Annotated in this window: 19 protein-coding genes and 2 pseudogenes; 13 read left to right on the forward strand and 8 right to left on the reverse strand. The window is 37.4% G+C overall.

Annotated features, from left to right (window positions below):
* Window positions 1-428: 428 nt before the first annotated feature.
* The 5 genes and pseudogenes from AC1DJR_RS03125 (at window position 429) to pepA (ending at window position 5,005) form a co-directional block, all read left to right on the forward strand.
* Window positions 429-1,637 carry an NAD(P)/FAD-dependent oxidoreductase gene (locus AC1DJR_RS03125; protein WP_002067919.1) on the forward strand — a complete coding sequence of 403 codons (1,209 nt, stop codon included), beginning with the start codon at window positions 429-431 and terminating at the stop codon, window positions 1,635-1,637.
* A gap of 120 nt (window positions 1,638-1,757) precedes the next feature.
* Window positions 1,758-2,184 (forward strand): annotated as a pseudogene (locus tag AC1DJR_RS03130) (NUDIX domain-containing protein).
* Window positions 2,181-2,498: a YuiB family protein gene (locus AC1DJR_RS03135; protein WP_002089308.1), complete on the forward strand. Its 318-nt coding sequence runs from the start codon at window positions 2,181-2,183 to the stop codon at window positions 2,496-2,498. The pseudogene AC1DJR_RS03130 and the gene AC1DJR_RS03135 overlap by 4 nt, the downstream one beginning before the upstream one ends.
* A gap of 86 nt (window positions 2,499-2,584) precedes the next feature.
* Entirely contained in the window at window positions 2,585-3,211 is a 627-nt protein-coding gene (locus AC1DJR_RS03140; RefSeq protein WP_002089307.1) for a 3D domain-containing protein, read from the forward strand.
* A gap of 309 nt (window positions 3,212-3,520) precedes the next feature.
* Complete coding sequence (pepA, locus tag AC1DJR_RS03145) at window positions 3,521-5,005, forward strand: cytosol aminopeptidase (RefSeq protein WP_477001990.1); 1,485 nt, start codon at window positions 3,521-3,523, stop codon at window positions 5,003-5,005.
* A gap of 189 nt (window positions 5,006-5,194) precedes the next feature.
* Here the strand turns inward: pepA and cdaS are convergent, their stop codons facing one another.
* Entirely contained in the window at window positions 5,195-5,800 is a 606-nt protein-coding gene (gene cdaS / locus AC1DJR_RS03150) for a sporulation-specific diadenylate cyclase CdaS (RefSeq protein ID WP_429688758.1), read from the reverse strand.
* A 143-nt stretch (window positions 5,801-5,943) separates the two neighbouring features.
* Between cdaS and AC1DJR_RS03155 the strand changes: the two genes are divergently transcribed.
* Both AC1DJR_RS03155 and galU read left to right on the forward strand, forming a co-directional pair.
* A complete protein-coding gene (locus AC1DJR_RS03155; RefSeq protein ID WP_477001991.1) occupies window positions 5,944-7,668 on the forward strand; it encodes a phospho-sugar mutase in 1,725 nt (574 codons plus the stop codon).
* Window positions 7,669-7,820: 152 nt separating this feature from the next.
* Window positions 7,821-8,708 carry a UTP--glucose-1-phosphate uridylyltransferase GalU gene (galU, locus tag AC1DJR_RS03160; protein WP_002015869.1) on the forward strand — a complete coding sequence of 296 codons (888 nt, stop codon included), beginning with the start codon at window positions 7,821-7,823 and terminating at the stop codon, window positions 8,706-8,708.
* A gap of 45 nt (window positions 8,709-8,753) precedes the next feature.
* On the opposite strand, the gene AC1DJR_RS03165 is transcribed toward galU, so the two are convergent.
* Window positions 8,754-9,347: a biotin transporter BioY gene (locus tag AC1DJR_RS03165; protein ID WP_429692156.1), complete on the reverse strand. Its 594-nt coding sequence runs from the start codon at window positions 9,345-9,347 to the stop codon at window positions 8,754-8,756.
* Between the two features lie 50 nt (window positions 9,348-9,397).
* Entirely contained in the window at window positions 9,398-10,141 is a 744-nt protein-coding gene (locus AC1DJR_RS03170; RefSeq protein WP_002089296.1) for a DUF3298 and DUF4163 domain-containing protein, read from the reverse strand.
* A 96-nt stretch (window positions 10,142-10,237) separates the two neighbouring features.
* Here AC1DJR_RS03170 and AC1DJR_RS03175 point away from each other — a divergent pair, with 96 nt between their 5' ends.
* Window positions 10,238-10,621 (forward strand): hotdog fold thioesterase, encoded by a 384-nt coding sequence (locus tag AC1DJR_RS03175; protein WP_404441858.1) that lies wholly within the window; start codon window positions 10,238-10,240, stop codon window positions 10,619-10,621.
* A 173-nt stretch (window positions 10,622-10,794) separates the two neighbouring features.
* On the opposite strand, the gene AC1DJR_RS03180 is transcribed toward AC1DJR_RS03175, so the two are convergent.
* Both AC1DJR_RS03180 and AC1DJR_RS03185 read right to left on the reverse strand, forming a co-directional pair.
* Window positions 10,795-12,171 carry a glycine--tRNA ligase gene (locus AC1DJR_RS03180; RefSeq protein WP_002015863.1) on the reverse strand — a complete coding sequence of 459 codons (1,377 nt, stop codon included), beginning with the start codon at window positions 12,169-12,171 and terminating at the stop codon, window positions 10,795-10,797.
* 754 nt (window positions 12,172-12,925) lie between these two features.
* On the reverse strand, window positions 12,926-13,624 hold the full coding sequence (locus AC1DJR_RS03185) for a DNA alkylation repair protein (protein ID WP_429686409.1): 699 nt from the start codon (window positions 13,622-13,624) through the stop codon (window positions 12,926-12,928).
* A 118-nt stretch (window positions 13,625-13,742) separates the two neighbouring features.
* Between AC1DJR_RS03185 and AC1DJR_RS03190 the strand changes: the two genes are divergently transcribed.
* Window positions 13,743-14,210, forward strand: a complete 468-nt coding sequence (locus AC1DJR_RS03190; RefSeq protein WP_002015861.1) for a hypothetical protein — start codon at window positions 13,743-13,745, stop codon at window positions 14,208-14,210.
* Window positions 14,211-14,313: 103 nt separating this feature from the next.
* Here AC1DJR_RS03190 and AC1DJR_RS03195 read toward each other — a convergent pair whose 3' ends face one another.
* Window positions 14,314-15,639, reverse strand: coding sequence for an ArsB/NhaD family transporter (locus AC1DJR_RS03195; protein ID WP_002145115.1), 1,326 nt, complete (start codon window positions 15,637-15,639; stop codon window positions 14,314-14,316).
* A gap of 290 nt (window positions 15,640-15,929) precedes the next feature.
* Here AC1DJR_RS03195 and kapD point away from each other — a divergent pair, with 290 nt between their 5' ends.
* On the forward strand, window positions 15,930-16,553 hold the full coding sequence (kapD, locus tag AC1DJR_RS03200; protein WP_002034559.1) for a 3'-5' exonuclease KapD: 624 nt from the start codon (window positions 15,930-15,932) through the stop codon (window positions 16,551-16,553).
* Between the two features lie 40 nt (window positions 16,554-16,593).
* Here the strand turns inward: kapD and kapB are convergent, their stop codons facing one another.
* The gene (gene kapB, locus AC1DJR_RS03205; RefSeq protein WP_001209324.1) at window positions 16,594-16,977 is read right to left on the reverse strand and encodes a kinase-associated lipoprotein KapB; all 384 of its coding nucleotides are present in this window, start codon (window positions 16,975-16,977) and stop codon (window positions 16,594-16,596) included.
* Window positions 16,978-17,150: 173 nt separating this feature from the next.
* Between kapB and AC1DJR_RS03210 the strand changes: the two genes are divergently transcribed.
* A complete protein-coding gene (locus tag AC1DJR_RS03210) occupies window positions 17,151-17,327 on the forward strand; it encodes a hypothetical protein (protein ID WP_000982763.1) in 177 nt (58 codons plus the stop codon).
* 68 nt (window positions 17,328-17,395) lie between these two features.
* Entirely contained in the window at window positions 17,396-17,935 is a 540-nt protein-coding gene (locus AC1DJR_RS03215) for a superoxide dismutase family protein (RefSeq protein ID WP_477001992.1), read from the forward strand.
* Between the two features lie 117 nt (window positions 17,936-18,052).
* On the opposite strand, the pseudogene AC1DJR_RS03220 reads toward AC1DJR_RS03215, so the two are convergent.
* Window positions 18,053-18,966, reverse strand: a pseudogene (locus AC1DJR_RS03220) (MalY/PatB family protein).
* Window positions 18,967-19,083: 117 nt separating this feature from the next.
* Between AC1DJR_RS03220 and AC1DJR_RS03225 the strand changes: the two are divergent.
* Entirely contained in the window at window positions 19,084-19,335 is a 252-nt protein-coding gene (locus AC1DJR_RS03225; RefSeq protein WP_002015854.1) for a YugE family protein, read from the forward strand.
* Window positions 19,336-19,540: the final 205 nt, after the last annotated feature.

Raw genomic sequence — 19,540 nt, forward strand, 5'->3', positions numbered from 1 at the left:
GATTTCATATATTGTTCATATGTACATGAAAATCCTGCAAATGATGACACTTTCAAATAAATGATAGCATATTTCAGTTAATAATACTTCTGAAAACGACTGAATAATAAGTAAGTTTGCGCATAGATGTTTTAGAATTGTATAAAATATAGCGGAAGGAAAATACATGAAAAAAAGGATGAAAAACCCTTGAAAACGCTATGTTATTTTAAAATATTGATAATTCTCTAGGTGCTTGAATTATGGAATGAAACCGACTAATATAGGGAAGTATTATGTTAAATTTCTATGACAAATTTCGTACGATTTTTTGACTGCGTTTTGTTATGATATAGAATGTGATAAATTCCACATTCTTGACAAATAGAGTTTTTAGTACTTGGTATTATTTTTTATTACTATTATATAAAGAAAAGGGTTGTGATTTAGTGAAGACTCCAAAAATCGTAGTTTTAGGTGCAGGTTATGGCGGGATGATTACGACTGTTCGTCTGCAAAAAACATTATCTGTAAGTGAAGCTGAAATTACGTTAGTAAACAACAACAGCTATCACTACCAAGCAACTTGGTTACATGAGAGTGCAGCTGGTACATTACAAGATGATAAAATCTGTCTAGATATTCAAGACGTTATCGATACAAATAAAGTGAACTTTGTACAAGATACAGTAGTAGAGATTAAAGCTGCTGAAAAACGTATTATCTTAAAAGATGGTGAATTAGAGTATGATTACTTAGTAATCGGTCTTGGTTTCGAATCAGAAACGTTCGGAATTAAAGGATTAAAAGAGCATGCATTCTCAATCACTAACATTAATGCAACTCGTCAAATTCGTGAGCATATGGAAGAAAAATTCGCTCAATATGCGACTGAAAAACGTGATGAGTTAGTAACAATCGTTGTTGGTGGCGCTGGATTTACTGGTATCGAGTACGTAGGTGAGCTTGCAAACCGTATTCCTGAACTTTGCAAAGAGTAYGATGTTCCACGTGAAAAAGCACGTATCATCTGTGTAGAAGCTGCTCCAACAGCACTTCCTGGTTTCGATCCAGCATTAGTAGAGTACGCTGTAAAACAACTTGAGAAAAAAGGTGTAGAATTCCGCATCGGTACAGCAATTAAGGAAGCAACTGAAGAAGGTATTATCGTTGCCAACGGTGATGATGCTGAACTTCTTAAATCTGAAACTGTAGTTTGGGCTGCAGGTGTTCGTGGTAATGGTATTGTGGAAGAGTCTGGATTTGAAGCAATGCGCGGACGTATTAAAGTGGATGAGTACATGCACGCTCCRGGTCATGAAGATGTATTCATGGTTGGYGATGCAGCGTTAATCATCAACGAAGAAATTAACCGTCCATACCCACCAACAGCACAGATTGCAATTCAAGAAGGTTATAATATTGCACACAATTTAACTGTGTTAGTTCGCGGCAAAGGTGAAATGAAAAAGTTCGCATTTGATAATAAAGGATCTGTATGTTCATTAGGTCATGACGATGCAATGGGCGTTGTTATGGGYAAAAAGTTAACAGGTTGGAAAGCTTCATTCATGAAGAAAGTAATYGACAACCGTTACTTATTCTTACTAGGCGGACCTTTATTAGTTCTTAAAAAAGGTAAATTGAAGTTCTTTTAATATATAGTAGAAAAAGCAGAAACGGCTATGAGCTGTTTCTGCTTTTTTCGTATTGAAAATATAGTATAATATATAAAAAAGAAAGAATATTCTGTTCGTTTTGATGGAGGAGGTTATATCATGGGGAAGCGAGGGAAAGTGTGGTTAGCTGTCAGTGGCTTAGTAGCTACAGAAGATGGGGACTGTTGATGAAGCTGTGAAACGTGAAATTTTGGAAGAGACAGGCATTGTTGCTCATGTAAAGGGGATTATTGGTATTCGCTCAGGTGTTATTCATAATGAAATTAGTGATAATATGATTATTTTTCTTCTAGAGCCAGAGGGAGAAGACGTTATCGTACAGGAGAAAGAATTGTCGGAAGTAGCTTTTTTACATCCAGAAAATATTGCAGATGATCAAAATACTTCTGTACTCATCAAATATTTATTAGAAGGAAGAGCAGAGTCGCATTTTGAAATGGACAAAACATTAAATCCAGGAGAGCAATTTGGTTATACGGCTTATCATGTGTTTACGGCGTATGCGAAGGAGAGGGAGAAGAAGTGAGTATACCGGTACTACTTATTTCAATGATGTTGTTCTTTATTTTATTTTTTGGAATTGGATTTTTACTCAACATGATTTTGCGAGCTACGTGGGTAATGGTTATTGTATATCCGATTATTTGTATGCTTATTATTAATAAAGCGAGTGTATGGGACTATTTTTCAAAGCCAAAAGAAACATTTTCTTCATTTGGGACAAGTGTATCGCATTTAGGACACGCAGATGTGTTTATTCTATCTACTGGATTAGTAGGTGCTGCTTTAGCAGGAATCATAATTAAAAAACTTCGAAAAAGTGGATATCAAATGTTTTAATCTCCAATCAATTTGGAGATTATTTTTTTGCATATTCCTTCATCGTATAGGGAATGATTAACGATGAAGGAGTGTGGAATATAAAAATGTTAAAACGATATTGTATTCGCATTATGATGACTTGTTTACTTGCATTCGCATTATGCGTAACATGGCAGGCTTTCACAGGAGTTTCTTTATTAGAGATTATAAAATCATATGAAGGAACAAGTGTAAAAGAAGTACATGCAGCAGAAATTGAGAAAAAAGTTGCTCCGAGTAAAGAAGTGATAAATGCTTTAGAACAGGCAAATGACTGGTCTAAATATCGTGTTATAGAAATGACTGCAACTGGCTATACATCAGGTATAGAGTCAACTGGAAAGAGGCCGGGGCATCCAGAGTATGGCATTACATATTCAGGTGTTAAAGCAAAAAGGGATTTATATTCCACAATCGCTGCTGACTTGCGCGTATTCCCGCTTGGGACAATTCTATTCGTGCCAGGTTACGGATATGGTGTTGTAGCTGATAAGGGCGGTGCTATAAAAGGAAATCGTCTTGATTTATATTATGATACGGTGAAAGATGTTTATAGCCAATGGGGTAAGAAAAAAGTAAATGTGTATATAGTGAAAATAGGAAATGGTAAGTTTTCGGAAGAAGAGTTAACGATGTTAAATCAAGACGAAACGATGCAAGTGTTTCGTGGACAATATTTAAAACAAAGATAGTCTAGTGGTAATAACGCTAGACTTTTTTCTTGTCTTATTTCACCATAGAAGATATTGGAGATAGCATCTTTATCCTGCTATTTGCGGCCGGTAAAACTCCCACCTCAAAATTCAGCTGGAGCGAAGAAGGTAGGTGGGAGCCCTGATACCCGTAAACGCCCGATTGGTGCGGGCTGATAATCAGTGGGGGATGAACAAAACTCCTATTAATTAAAGTTTCACTTTATATGAAATAACAGAATTTAGAATTGTCGCATTTTATCGAAAATAAAGTTATAATGGACGTAGAGAAATTTAGGGGGTCTGAACATGTTTCAAGTACAAAAAGAATTAGTAAGTCATGAAGCGGTAATTGTTGCCTTATTTGAAGAAGATAAAAMGAGTAGCTTTGTACAAGAGCTGGATAAAGCGTTTGAAGGACAATTACAAGTTTTATTAGAAGAAAAAGAACTTTCAACTAAGAAGAAAGCCATTTCAAAAGTACATAGCTTAGGAAAAACAAATGTTAAACGTTATTATTTTGTTGGTTTAGGTAAGAAAGAGTCATATACAACAGAAACGTTACGTGCGGCTCTTGGTAAGGCGTTTAAAGCGTTACAAGCAGCAAAAGTGCAAGATGCAGCAATCTTACTTGATTCTTTCGTGACAGATAAATTAGATGCGATTGATGTAGCTCATATTGCGGCAGAAGTACAAGGTCTTGGTACATATGAATTACAAACGTATAAAGCAGATAAAAAGGATCGTGTAGAATTAGAGAAGTTTACGGCTATTACAGCAGAAGATGCACAAGAAATTGAAGCAGCATTAACGGTAGGATACGTACATGGACGTGCAACGAATTCAGCTCGTACGCTTGTAAATATGCCGCCAAACGTATTAACAGCGACAAAGCTTGCTGAGTATGCAGTTGAATTAGCAGAAAAATACGATATGGATTATAAGGTTCTTGAGAAAGAAGAGATGGAAGAGCTTGGTATGGGTGCATTACTTGCAGTAAACCAAGGATCTACTGAACCKCCAAAAATGATCGCTCTTATTTATAAAGGAAAAGAAGAGTGGAAAGATGTAATTGGATTTGTTGGAAAAGGGATTACATATGATACAGGCGGTTATTCTTTAAAACCACGTGAAGGCATGGTTGGTATGAAAGGTGATATGGGCGGCGCTGCAGCTGTTCTTGGCGCGATGGAGATCATCGGTGAACTTCGCCCCGAGCAAAATGTAATTGCTGTTATTCCATCAACTGACAACGTTGTAAGTGGTACAGCATTTAAGCCAGATGATGTTATTACATCTATGAGCGGAAAAACAATTGAAGTATTAAATACAGATGCAGAAGGTCGCCTAGCGTTAGCTGACGGTATTACGTATGCGAAGAAACTTGGCGCAAATTACTTAGTTGATGTTGCAACATTAACAGGCGGTGTAATTGTTGCACTTGGAAATCATACAACAGGCGCGATGACAAATAATGAAGAATTGTTTGAACAAGTGTTAGAGGCTTCTATGGAAACGGATGAGCCAATTTGGCAATTGCCGATTTTTGAACGTGATAAAGAACGTGTCAAGAACAGTAAATTTGCTGATTTAAATAACTCACCAGGCCGTGAAGGACATGCGGTTATGGCTGGGACATTCCTTGGTGAATTTGCAGAAGAAACACCATGGGTACACTTAGACATCGCTGGAACATCTGAAACATCAGGAGCACATGATTTAGGACCATCTGGAGCAACAGGTGCAATGGTGCGTACACTTGCAACACTTGTTGAGCGTTTCGGAGAAGAATAATTTTTGAAGAAAGGGCTGTCTCAAATTTTTGGGATAGCCTTTTCTTATTGATATGGTATGACTATTGTAAGTTTTTGTCGGTAAGTCGATACTCCTTGTCGAAACGTCGATATATTTGGAGTTACGGTTGATATAATTTCATTTATTACTTTACCGTTCCAAAAAGTGCTACATAGTGAAAGATTCGTCCTATAAAGAAATCGTATATAACGTCCCGCCTAAAGCGAATGAAGTACGCCCTGTTTCCTCAGAGACAACTAATATAAGTGCATCGCTTTTCTCTGATAAGCCAATTGCAGCCCTATGACGTGTTCCTAGCTCAGGATTGATTTCTATACTTTTTGTTAATGGAAGAATATTAGCTGCTGAGACAATATGATTATTTTTAATGAGAACGGCTCCGTCATGAAGAGGGTTCCCTGGGTAAAAAATCGATTCAAGTAGTGGCGCGGTTAAGTGTGCGTTTAATGTCGTTCCAGTTTGAATGAAAGAATCAAGAGCGTCACTTCGTTCCACAATAATAAGAGCACCATGTTTTCGAGCGCTTAAATGTTGGACAGCTGTAGTGATGAAATGTGAACTTTCCGTATAAGGTGATAAATATGCTTGAATATAATATGTAGCTGCTAACGTCTGTACATTTGTTAACATATGATGAATATCTTCCATTTTACATAAAATACATTCATCTTCGTTATCGATTGCATGCTTCATGTTTGATAATTCTTTTTCAGCAATTTCAATCATCTGCTTTGTTTTTATTTTGAGCTCTTCTGACAAGCCCCATTCTTGCATAATCCTCATTCCCTTTGGTGGAGTATTTAACCATAGTGTATACAAATATTTATAGTAAAATCCTGCTAGATTTTAAAAAATATTGAGATGCAGGTTGTTTTTTTCATATAATGAAGGTACGACAGGCGAGAGGAGATGGAAGTATGAATTGGAAACAAGAATTTAGTCGCTGGCTTTCATATGCAGAATTAGACACAGAATTAAAAGAACAGCTAGAAAACATGAAGCAAGATGAGAAGAAAATCGAGGATAGCTTTTATAAAAATCTAGAGTTCGGTACAGGTGGTATGCGTGGTGAACTTGGTGCTGGTACGAACCGTTTAAACGTATATACAGTTCGTAAAGCAACAAAAGGATTAGCTAGGTTTATTGAAAAATCAGGTGAAGAAGCGAAAAAACGTGGTGTTGTTGTCGCGTATGATTCTCGTCATAAATCACCTGAATTCGCAATGGAAGTAGCTGCTACTCTTGGTGCACAGGGTATTACAACATATGTATTTGAAAGCTTACGTCCAACACCAGTGCTTTCTTTCGCAGTTCGTCATTTACATACAGTAAGTGGAATCGTTCTTACGGCAAGCCATAATCCGCCCGAATATAACGGTTATAAAGTATATGGTGAAGATGGTGGGCAGTTGCCTCCAAAAGAAGCTGATGAGTTAATTAGCTATGTAAATGCAGTAGAAAATGAATTAACAGTTGAAGTTGCTGATGTTGAGCAATTAAAAGCTGATGGCTTATTACATATAGTTGGACAAGAAGTAGATGATGCATATGCGGCAGAATTGAACAATGTCATTATTAATAAAGAGATGGTGAAAGAAGTAGGAAAAGATTTAAAAATCGTCTTTACACCATTACACGGAACATCAAACATTTCAGCACGCCGTGGTTTAGAAGAAGTTGGATTTACAAATGTAACAGTTGTAAAAGAGCAAGAGTTACCAGATCCAAACTTCTCTACAGTAAAATCACCAAATCCAGAAGAGCACGCAGCGTTTGAGTATGCAATTCGCGACGGTGAAAAAGTAGGCGCTGATGTGTTAATCGCAACAGATCCTGATGCAGACCGTCTAGGTGTAGCAGTTCGCAATCATGATGGTGAGTTCCAAGTGTTAACTGGTAACCAAACAGGTGCGTTAATGCTTGATTACTTATTATCACAAAAGAAGGAAAACGGAACGCTTCCAGAAAACGGTGTTGTTTTAAAAACAATCGTAACGTCTGAAATTGGCCGTACAATCGCAAAATCATACGGTTTAGATACAGTTGATACGTTAACTGGATTTAAATTTATCGGTGAAAAAATTAAACAGTACGAAGAAAGCGGACAATATGAATTCCAATTCGGTTATGAGGAAAGCTATGGTTATTTAATCCGTCCATTCTGCCGTGATAAAGATGCGGTGCAATCAGTCCTATTTGCATGTGAAGTAGCTGCATACTACAAATCACAAGGTAAAACGTTATACGATGGTCTGCTAGAAGTATTTAAGAAGTATGGGTTCTTCCGTGAGGACCTTGTATCGTTAACGTTAAAAGGAAAAGATGGTGCCGAACAGATTCAAAAGATGATGGCAACATTCCGCGGGAATCCTCCGAAAGAAGTAGCTGGTTTAACAGTCGTTGCRGTKGAGGATTATAARGAAAGCATCATTACAACGTTACAAGATGGAAATAAGGAAGAGATTCACTTACCGAAATCAAATGTGTTAAAATATCAATTAGAAGATGGTTCTTGGTTCTGCTTACGTCCATCTGGAACAGAGCCGAAAATTAAATTCTACTTTGGTGTACAAGATGATTCCTTACAAAATAGTGAACAAAAGTTAYTTACTATTAAAGAAGATATTATGAATCGTTTATAATAGAATAGAGTGCTACAGATAGGAAAAGGGGAGAACGGAGAACGGCCTCCTCTTTTCTTATAGTTTTGTTTGATGTAGAGGATTATTACGAGCGAGTGTTATAAATTTGCACTTTACTAAGAGAATTAGAATGAAAAGCGAGGGTATTTGTCATGAAAAAAGTGAGAAAAGCAATTATCCCGGCAGCGGGATTAGGAACACGCTTTTTACCAGCAACGAAAGCAATGCCAAAAGAAATGCTTCCAATTGTAGATAAACCAACAATTCAATACATCGTAGAAGAAGCAGTAAAATCAGGCATCGAAGATATTATTATCGTTACTGGTAAAGGAAAGCGCTCTATCGAAGATCATTTTGATAACGCATTTGAATTAGAGCAAAACTTATTAGAGAAGAAAAAGTATGAGTTACTTGAAAAAGTACAAGCTTCTTCTAAAATGGTAGATATCCATTACATTCGACAAAAAGAACCAAAAGGATTAGGACATGCTGTTTGGTGCGCACGTAAATTCATTGGTGATGAGCCGTTTGCAGTATTATTAGGCGATGATATCGTTCAAGCTGAAAAACCATGTTTACGTCAATTAATGGACGAGTATGACAAAACACTTTCTTCTGTTATTGGTGTACAAACTGTTCCTGAAGCAGAAACACATCGCTACGGAATTATTGATCCGTTAGAGCAAGAGGGACGTCGTTATCAAGTTCGTAAATTCGTTGAAAAACCAGCGCAAGGTACTGCGCCTTCAAACTTAGCGATTATGGGACGTTACATTTTAACTCCTGAAATCTTTATGTTCTTRGAACAGCAACAAGTTGGAGCGGGTGGCGAAATTCAGTTAACGGATGCAATTCAAAGCTTAAATGAAATTCAACGTGTATTTGCATATGATTTYGAAGGAAAGCGTTATGACGTTGGTGAAAAATTAGGATTCGTTCAAACGACAATTGAAATGGCATTGCAGCACCCAGAATTACGTGATGATATGCTAGTAATGATGAAGAAAGTTTTAGACGAGCAAATGAAGCAAGAGTCTTAATATAATAAACAAGGAGCTGTTCCTATAGGAACAGCTCCTTGTTTATTATGAAATCGTCGAATGAGAATGCTGATAAGCGGAACGACGTACAGCATAGTATATGCGAGGTGCGATAATAGCGCCGATAATTGTAAACGCAATATCCTTTACTGCGAACCACATCATAATCATCCAAGCCGCTTTATAACTCATATTACCACCCATGAAGAAATTGACTGCCCCGTACATATAAGTAGTACCGATAATATACGTTAAAATGATTCCTGTGAAAGAGGCAATTGCAAATGTACTGAATGTTGGTCGTTCTTTTTGTTCTACTAGTTTTCCTGATACGTAAGCAACGATAATAAATGCGATAATAAARCCACCAGTAGGATCTAAAAGTGCTCCAAATCCAGCTTTGAAGTTAGCGAAGATTGGCGCACCTGCTACTCCAACAAGCATGTAAACAGTCATTGATAATGCCCCAAGTCTACTCCCAAGAAGAAGACCTGCTAAAATTGCGAAAAATGGTTGCATAGATAATGGAATGCCCGCTATTTGTAAGAATGGTGCCCACGATACAATATTTGCACCAATAGCCATAAGAGCGACGAACATGGCAGCTAATGCTAAATCTAAAACATGAAGCTTCTTCATAATGTTAACCTCCAGTTGTGTTTAGGTTAACATTATCGTAGCGAAAATATTTACTTGTTGTCAATCAAAATATTTTGATAAGAAGGCTTTAAATAGTCTCTAAGCAATGTGTATGGAATACGAAACTGCGGAATTCCGCTTGAATAAGGAGCAATTTCATATAAAGGGAAATAAATCACAAGATTATCGGGTTCTAAAAAGTAGTGAAACTTTTTAGTGCTCGTTACTTTTTCGACTGCATCAGGAAAATAAATGCTTTCATTTTGTTTAATTTGTCTTACAATCTCTGTGCGAATTATTTCTTTATATTTATCCTCTTGTTGAAATAAATCGTCTAAGTGTAATAATTTTTTTTCGTTTAAATCAAATGTATTTGCCTTCCACGTATACAGTCCGTGCGCTCCGCCTGTATATTGATAGTAATTCACATATAGACTTAGGAAAGGTGGTTTGTTTAAAGCTACTTTATAGTCAACATTTGCAACGTATGGATGAAAAGGTGTGCTAGATCCTTCTGTTTCTTCATAATATTTCTTCGCTTCTTTTTCTAATTTACTTTTAAATTTAGTAGTAGAGTTTTTGTAATAGGAATTCAGCTTATTTTGAAATTTCGAATCAGAAAAGTTGTGAAAGGAAGGCCTATTAATTTGATATTCTATATAAGGTTTCTTACCTTTTTGCGTTACAGTCTTAACATTGATTGTCAGGTTGGATGCTTTGGCTGCTATTGCACAATTTGGTACAATAGTCAGCAAGGAGAACATAAGCAATAGTATACAAAATTTCTGTTTCATTTAGGTGAAACCTCCTTATATAAGTGTTATAGGTAGTTTGAAATTAAACAGGTAAAATTATACATTTGATCTAAAGGGAGAGAGGTTGAAAACGATATGTCAAAAACTTTAATGGATTCGCTTGGAATTGAGTTGTTAGAAATGACAGAGGATAAAGTAGTTGCTACAATGCCTGTTGATGAACGTACGCATCAGCCGTTTGGATTTTTACATGGCGGTGCATCTGTTGCATTAGCAGAAACTGTGGCAAGTGTTGGTTCATACAATTTAATTGATCAAGAAAAATGTATTTGTTTCGGATTAGAAATTAATGCAAATCATATTCGCTCAAAGAAAGATGGAATTGTAACAGCAATTGGAACACCGATACATAGAGGACAATCGACAATGGTTTGGGATATTCGCATCATTGATGAAAATGATGATTTACTATGCATATCAAGATGTACAGTAGCAATTAAAGAAAAACGTGAAAAATAGAAAAGAGGCAGCTCTTATGAGCTGCCTCTTTTTTATCCCGCATTAACGGGCAGTAAAACTCCCACCTCAAAATTCAGGTGGGAGATCAACTGCCCGTAAACGCCCGATTGGTGAAGGCTAATAATCAGTGGGGGATGAACAAAACCCCTACTGATTAAAGTTTCACTTTATAATTAGAACTGGATTTTTTTCTCTAAGAAACCTTTTAGTTCGCTAATTGGCATACGAACTTGTTCCATTGTGTCACGGTCACGTACTGTAACAGCTTTGTCTTCAACAGAGTCGAAGTCGTATGTGATACAGAATGGAGTACCGATTTCGTCTTGACGACGGTAACGTTTACCGATAGAACCAGTTTCATCAAAGTCTACCATGAAGTCTTTAGCTAGTTCTGCGAATACTTCAGTAGCACCTTCAGATAGCTTTTTAGATAATGGTAAGATAGCTGCTTTATATGGTGCTAAAGCAGGGTGGAAACGAAGAACTGTACGAGAATCGTTTTCTAATTGCTCTTCTTCATATGCATCACATAAGAATGCTAATGTTACACGGTCTGCACCTAGAGATGGCTCGATGCAGTAAGGCACGTAACGCTCATTCGTTTGTGGATCGATATAGTTAAAGTCTTCGTTAGAGTGTTCCATGTGACGTTTTAAATCGAAGTCTGTACGAGATGCAACGCCCCATAGTTCGCCCCAACCGAATGGGAATCTGAATTCAATATCAGTTGTTGCGTTACTGTAGTGAGATAATTCGTCTTCACCGTGGTCACGAAGACGCATGCTTTCTTCAGTCATACCAAGTGAAAGTAACCAGTTTTTACAAGTTTCACGCCAAAATGCGAACCACTCTAAATCTTCACCAGGCTTACAGAAGAATTCAAGTTCCATTTGTTCGAATTCACGTGTACGGAATGTGAAGTTACCAGGTGTGATTTCGTTACGGAAACTTTTACCGATTTGGCCGATACCAAATGGAAGTTTCTTACGCATAGAGCGTTGTACGTTTTTAAAGTTTACGAAAATACCTTGTGCTGTTTCAGGACGAAGGAAGATTTCGTTTGTGCTAGACTCTGTAACACCTTGGAATGTTTTGAACATTAAGTTGAACTGACGGATTTCCGTGAATTCTTGACTACCGCAATCTGGGCATTTTACTTCATGTTCTTTCATTAAGTCAGCCATTTGGTCGAAAGTAAGACCGTCAACGACCATTTCGATGCCTTTTGCGTCTAATGCATCTTCAATTAATTTGTCAGCACGGTGACGAGCTTTACATTTTTTACAGTCGATCATTGGATCATTAAAGTTACCAACGTGACCAGAAGCGATCCAAGTTTTTGGGTTCATTAAAATAGCAGCATCTAAACCAACGTTGTGTGGAGATTCTTGAATGAATTTTTTCCACCAAGCTTTTTTGACGTTATTTTTTAATTCGATTCCAAGTGGACCGTAATCCCATGTGTTTGCAAGACCACCGTAAATTTCAGAACCAGGGAAAACGAAACCGCGATGTTTCGCTAAGTTTACAACTTGTTCCATTGAATACATAATAAAATCCTCCTTTTGAAAGTTAACGTATTTGCGATGACGTGATGGGTACTTTGGAAACGGGGCATCTCCGCTAGCTCCAGCTCTGGTGACTAGAACAGTCGGTCATTTCGCGCCTTCCTGTGAGGCAAAAAGCGCCTCTTCGTCAGGAGCTCCAATGCCCTTCTGTTCTGAGCAAGTCACCTCCGCTTTTAGGTATATCCAGCTCCAGCGGCTAGAATGTTCGGTGGCTTCGCTTCTTCCGCCGAGGCAAAAACGCATCTATGTCAGAAGCTCCATCCCCCTCACATTCTGAGCGAGCCGCTTGCGCTTTTAATTTTAAAATACAAAAAAAGCTCGTCTCTAGGCAATCATGCCTAGGGACGAGCTTGTATATACCCGCGGTTCCACCCTAGTTGATGTGCATTTTGCACATCCACTTTCATCACGTATTGCTCGAGACTGCCGTTTCCTTGCAGCTTCAGGCTTTCACTATCCCTGAATCGCTTTTTGTGCAAGTACTTATAAGTCCGTCATCGCTACTTATATTAATAATGAACATATTTTAACACGTTCTTTTTTAAATCACAATAGAGGGGCGTGCCTATCTATGATAGAGTCTCGCCTATTTTTTCGTTATCCCGCATTAACGGGCAGTAAGCCCCCCACCCAAAAATTCAGCTGGAGCACAGAAATTAGTTGGGTGATCAACTGCCCGTAAAAGCCCGATTGGTTCAACTAATAATCCGTGGGGGATGAACAAAACCCTCACGGATTAAAGTTTCACTTTATTTATTCCGTAATTTTGCTTAATGTGCTTAATTGCTTCGCGTTTACTTAATGGAGCGAGTTCGTTGTTTTGAACGTATTCCCATACTACATCTGGTTTTGTTTTTGCATATTCGCGAAGGACCCAGCCGATTGCTTTTTGAATGAAAAATTCTTTTGAGGAATGTAGTTGTCCGATAATCCAGAAAAGGAGTTCTTCATCCATTTTTTGTTTATATTTCAGCTGGAATAAAATAGCGGCACGTTGTAACCATATGTTTTCTGATGCAATCCATTTTGGAATATATGCAGAAATTAATTCTGGATGTTTTAAAAAGATAGCACCTAAAAATGTAGGGACGATGCTATCAACAGAATCCCACCAAGATTTTGTGACAATAAGTTCTTCTAAAAATGGGATGTGAGTTTCATTTATGTGTTTTTTATATTTTTGCATGATATCGAGTGCGGCAGCTTGAAATTCACGTTCTGGTAGGTCCCAAAGTTCACGCACGATAATTTGGAAGTCCTTTTTATCTGGGAGAGTATGTATTTGAATTACGTCTTTCAATAACTGTCTTCTCTCAGGAGTTTGAATACCGAGAAACGGGAAGTGATTTTTCATATAACGTGCCATCGGTTCTGCTTTTTCGGGATTTTGATGAGCTGTAAAATGCTCTTGTAATGCCTTTACAAATGGATGCATAGGTATGTACTCCTCTCTCATTATCTTTCTCTTCTTATTATACAAAGAGTTTGGTTAAATTTTAAAACATAACTTGCACTGTAATGAAATATGTTGAGAAGAGAGAGGAGAGGATAAGATGGAAGATCAAGGCGTACTAGCAGGTTTCTTTGCTCTTAGTTTTGCGTTTATTCTTGTTATAATAATTTGGGCAATTATTTCGTATTTGTTAACGGCTTTTGCACTTTATACGATGGCGAAAAATGATGGTGCAACTGATGGTGTTCTTGCTTTTATTCCGTTTATAAATAGTAAGATATGGGGTGATTTAGCGAAAGATAAATTACCAGATTTCTTGAAAGAAGAAGCAGGGTGGAAAGTATTTGGCATATATGTTGGATGCTTCATCTTTAATTTCGTACCAATTCTATATATATTAGCAACAGCTGTATCACTTGTACTGTCTATTTATCTTATCTATGCTATTTTGGATAGATACGGAACGAATTCCATACTATTTACGATCATTCATACAATCACGTTTTCGGTTTTCTTGCCGATTCATTTGTTCATTATTCGGAATGAGCCGGTGAGGTATAACGAGTAGGCGTATCAAAGTTGCCCTGCGGTCGATATATTTGGTTCTATAATAGTTCGGATATGCTGAAAAAAGAATGAAAGCGCCCTGCTGAGCAGGGCGCTTTTTTCTACTACATAAGATAGCGTAAGTAAATGTAAATATGAGAAATGATTAATGAAACGATCATAATTGGGAAGCCGACTTTAAGGAATTCCATGTAGCTGAATTTATGTCCTTCACGACTTGCGATTCCGGCTACGATTACGTTAGCAGAAGCTCCGATTAATGTTCCGTTTCCACCTAAGCAAGCACCTAGTGCTAATGCCCACCATAGTACGTCGATTTGTGCGTCAGAAGGTGATAAACCTAGCCCAACTGCCATATCGTTAATAAGTGGAATCATTGTTGCAACGAATGGAATGTTATCGATTGTTGCAGAGGCGATACCAGATACCCATAGAACAAGGATAGATGCCTGAGAAATATCTCCGCCTGTTATTCCAATTACTTTTTGAGCTAACATTTTGATAAGCCCGATATCAATAAGTCCTCCAACGAGTACGAATAGTCCCGCGAAGAAGAAGATTGTTACCCACTCTACACTTGCGAATACCTCTTCAATTTCATGCTCTTTCACACCGATTAGCATAAGTACAGTAGCGCCAGTTAAGGCGATGATAGCTGCATCAATATGGAAAATAGAATGAGTCATGAAACCTAAAATAGTCAGGCCAAGTACTGTTAAAGATTTCTTCATTAATACTGGGTCTTTAATGTATTGTTTTTCATCTAAGCTCATTAATTTTTTAATTTGTACAGGATCAGCAATTAATTGCTTACGGTACATGAAGTAAAGAATTGTTGCTGTAACAGCAATAATGATGATTACGATAGGTGCTAAGTTGAATAAGAAAGCATTGAAATCTAAATGCTTATTTGCAGAACCAATCATAATGTTTGGCGGATCACCAATTAATGTTGCTGTTCCTCCGATATTTGAAAAAATAATTTCAGAAAGTAAATATGGAACAGGATTTACTTGCAAGATGCGCGTAATAGATAAAGTAACTGGAACAACAAGAAGTACTGTTGTAACGTTATCTAAAAATGCGGAACCGAGCGCGGTAAGTAAGGAAAGTGAAATTAAAATTTTAATTGGATTTCCTTGTGCTCCTTTTGCGGCTTTAATGGCAACGTATTGGAAGACACCTGACTTACTTGTAATGTTTACGAGTATCATCATACCGATGAGTAATGTAATTGTTCCCCATTCAATATGTTTCGTAAAGGCATTGTGTAAGTCAACGACCCCTGCAATTACCATGAATGCTGCACCAAGAAGTGCGATGACAGCACGGTTAATTTTTTCAGAAATAATAATGGCATATGTAATTAAAAAGACTGCGATAGCGAAATAATACTGCCAGTTTGCGAGTTCTTGCGTTGTTTCGTGCAAAACTCTCATCTCCTTTCATTCACTTTTCTTAGTGTGTCAAAAAATTAACTAGATGAAACACACATAMCGTCATTATAAAGTAGAAAAATGGCGGATGTAAATGAAAGGGTTTATTTTGTCATATTTTCTGCATAGGTCATTTTTTCTTATTTTTAAAAATATTTGTGGGCATCTGACATATATATAAGATACATCCAATCTGAATATTTAAAATCGAATCAGCATTCGAGCTTGTTCGTGTAGGAGTGTCAAATAGAAAGGAATGACAAATATGATAAGGAAGGGATCGTATGGATGAACAACGATTTTTGTTTTTAGACTTTGAGTTTACGATGCCCCAGCATAGAAAAAAGCCAAAAGGTTTTTTCCCAGAAATTATTGAGGTCGGACTCGTTTCAGTTGTTGGTTGTAAGGTGGAAGATACGTATTCATCGCATATTAGACCGAAAACATTTCCGTCTTTAACGGATCGATGTAAAAAATTTTTAGGAATTAAACAGGAAGTAGTGGACAAAGGAATTTCTTTTCATGAACTTGTTGAGAAACTTGCAGAATATGAAAAGAGTGGTAAACCGACAATTGTAACGTGGGGAAATATGGATATGAAAGTCTTAAAGCATAACTGTGAAATGGCGGGAGTAGAATTTCCATTCTTTGGACAGTGTCGTGATTTATCGCTTGAGTATAAGAAGTTTTTTGGAGAGAGAAATCAAACAGGGCTGTGGAARGCAATTGAGGCGTATGGAAAAGCAGGAACAGGAAAGCATCATTGTGCRCTTGATGATGCGATGACGACATATAATATTTTTAAGTTAGTAGAAAAAGATAAAGAGTATTTAGTCAAACCAGCACCTCCGACATTAGGGGAACTTGTTGATTTTTCGAAAGTGTTAAAGAAAGTGAGTACACAGTAACGACCAAATTGCAAAATATGTAATTTGGTCGTTTTGTTTTTTAAAGTTTGTAATCTTGCTTCAATTGCTGAAGTGTTTCTAGACTACGCCCCGCAAAAGGTGAATCATCTTCAGAAAATGAATTCATTTGAGTTTCTAATGCTAATTTTAGTGACTCTGTATAATCCGGAATTTCCCCTTCATATTTCTTCACCATTTGCTCTGGAATGTTCGTCTGTTCACGAAAAGCTAAAGCACGTCTTTCATGGAAAAATGGTACGTCAGCTTGTTTTACATTATGTAAATCACCTTGCACCGGATGTTTTAAAACAGCTAACACTTTTACGACGTAACTGCCAGGACGGCTATTTGTAATTTCGCCGATGTATTTTCCAGTTTTATAAATACCAGTAACGATTTCACCAATTTCAAATGTTTCTCTCATATTTTTCACCTCAAGTTTATAGTAAGGAAAGTGCGCGAAGGAGTCAAAGAAATCATTTGCTTTCGGAATGCCCTCTTGAGAATATGCCAGGCTTCAACTATAATTTAAAATAATATAACAGAAAATTCCGATGTTGATTATTCCTATAAATTCCCTGATAAGGAGGGGTCTATATGATGCCTTTATATTTTCCTGAAGATAAAACGGAGTATATTATTCCAGGTATTGTTTGCGTTCTATTTATCATCGGTGCGGTTGCTACGTGGCGTATGTTTATTCGTGTATCAAAACGAGAAGCAGAGCGATTACAGAAAGTAGAAGAAAAGCTTTTAGCTGAAAAGAAACAGTAATTCATTTTTGTATGTTTCCCTCTATGCTCGGACAATCTAAGGGCAGAAAGCATTTTGGAGGGAATTGAATGAAAAGACGGCTTTTTTTCAGTTGTTGTTTATTATTTCTAATGGCGGGTTGTGACCAAGGGAAGCCGAAAGAAATTGATGTAAAATTACATAATGCTTCAGGTGATGAAGTTGGGACTGCAAAAGTAGTTCAGCAAACAAGTGGAGTGAAAATTACGATTAAAGCGGAAGGCTTTACACCAGGACCACACGGGATACATGTGCATGAAATCGGAGAATGTAAAGCGCCWMGTTTCGAATCATCTGGGAATCATTTTAATCCGGATAATAAAAARCAYGGRCTCYTSAATCCGAAAGGTGCRGAAAATGGTGATTTACCGAACGTARTTGCAGACGGTTCGGGAAAGATTAAAGCAGAAATCGATGCTCCGCATATAACGCTTGAAGAAGGAAAAACGACGATTCATAGAAAAGATGGAGCGTCTATTATTATTACAGAAAACGCTGATGATGGTATGACGCAACCAACTGGTAAATCTGGTGGCCGAATTGCTTGCGGTGTTATCGTGAAAAAAGTGTCGGATATGAAGAAAAAATAGAAGCTACCGTGAATGGTAGCTTTTGTTGTGAAACCGCCTGATAGTAAGTGGAATTATATCGATTTACCAAAAAAAGGAGGTTGTCCCAAAATCATTTTGGGATAGCCTCCTTTTTTGTTATGAGAATGTATGGTGTAGTCTGTTTAAAATTTCTTCTAAAACAGATCTAGGACAGCCAATGTTAATTCGGATATAGGCTTCTCCACCTGTTCCGTATTTCTCACCAGGCTCAACGATGATTTTACCTTTCTCTTCAAGCAATGCTGTTCGTTCATCTTGAGAAAGATCCAAGTGGGAACAATCAATCCACAGTAAAAAACTACCTTCTGGTTTAATTACAGAAAGAGCTGGTATGTGATTTTGAATATACGCACAAGCAAATTGAGCGTTATCTTCAACAACGGTGTATGAGTATGGCCTCTATAAATAATATCGGCGTGAATTTCATCCGCGACAACGGTTACATTATATTGCGTACATAACGTACCAAGTTTTGTTAGCTCCTCTTTCGTCCAAACGCGCCCGATAGGATTGTGAGGGCTGCAAAGAAGCATTAGTTTTACACCTTGTTTAAATTGAGTTTCTAGATGCTCGAAGTCTATCTTATATATGCCAWTTTGTTTAAAYAAGGGACTCTCACATAATTGTCTATTATTTGTTTTGACCATTTCAAAAAATGGTGGATAAATAGGAGGTTGTACGAGTACGGCTTCTCCTTCTTTCGTTATAGCTTGTATGCTCGTACTAAGAGCTGGRACGATACCTGCGCTAAATACAATCCATTCTTTTTGTATTTCCCAATTGTATTGGCTTTTCGTCCAATTACAAATGATATCCCCAATATTTTCAGGAGGAAGTGTATAGCCGAAAATAGGATGTTCTGTGCGTTTTTGTAATGCAGTTTGAATTGGTTTTGGTACTTCAAAATCCATATCGGCAATCCAAGCGTGGATGAGCTCTTCATTTTTATATGTATCCCATTTTGTACTATGCGTTCCGCGACGATTTACCGTTTTATGAAATAGTTGCATATGTTTGCTCCTTTCTTCTGTCAAACTGTTAAGTTATGAAAATTCTCACTCTTCTTATAGAATAGCTGATGTGATACGATAAAGAAAAGCATTAAAAAGTGAAAAGGCGGGAAGCAGATGGGTGCATATGACAAAATGATTGAGGTTGTGAAAAATTGGGATCCGTTTCAAATGGGACCGGAGTTTTATGAAACAGAAGCGAGCGATGTTGTAAACGTCGTAAGTGTGTTTGATGATCCGAAATACATCGCAAAGAAGATTCAACATATATACTTTATGTCTTTTGAAGAAGTACCTGCACTTGAAAAATGCGAAAAATTAGCAGTAGAGTTACTCGTACTAAAAGAAGGCGGAAGTTGTTCGTTATAGGCTGTCGGAATTTACGACAGCCTTTTTGTTTATTTTCGTTCGGATTGATTACAGCTTCACTTTATCCCGTTTTAACGGGCAGTAAGACTCCCGCCTCAAAATTCGGTTGAAGCAAAGAGGTTAGGCGAGAAATCAAACTGCCCGTAAAAACCCGATTGGTGAAGGCTAATAATCCGTGGGAATAGAGCCTCCCACGGATTAAAGC

This window comes from Bacillus sp. 05T31, assembly GCF_056396725.1.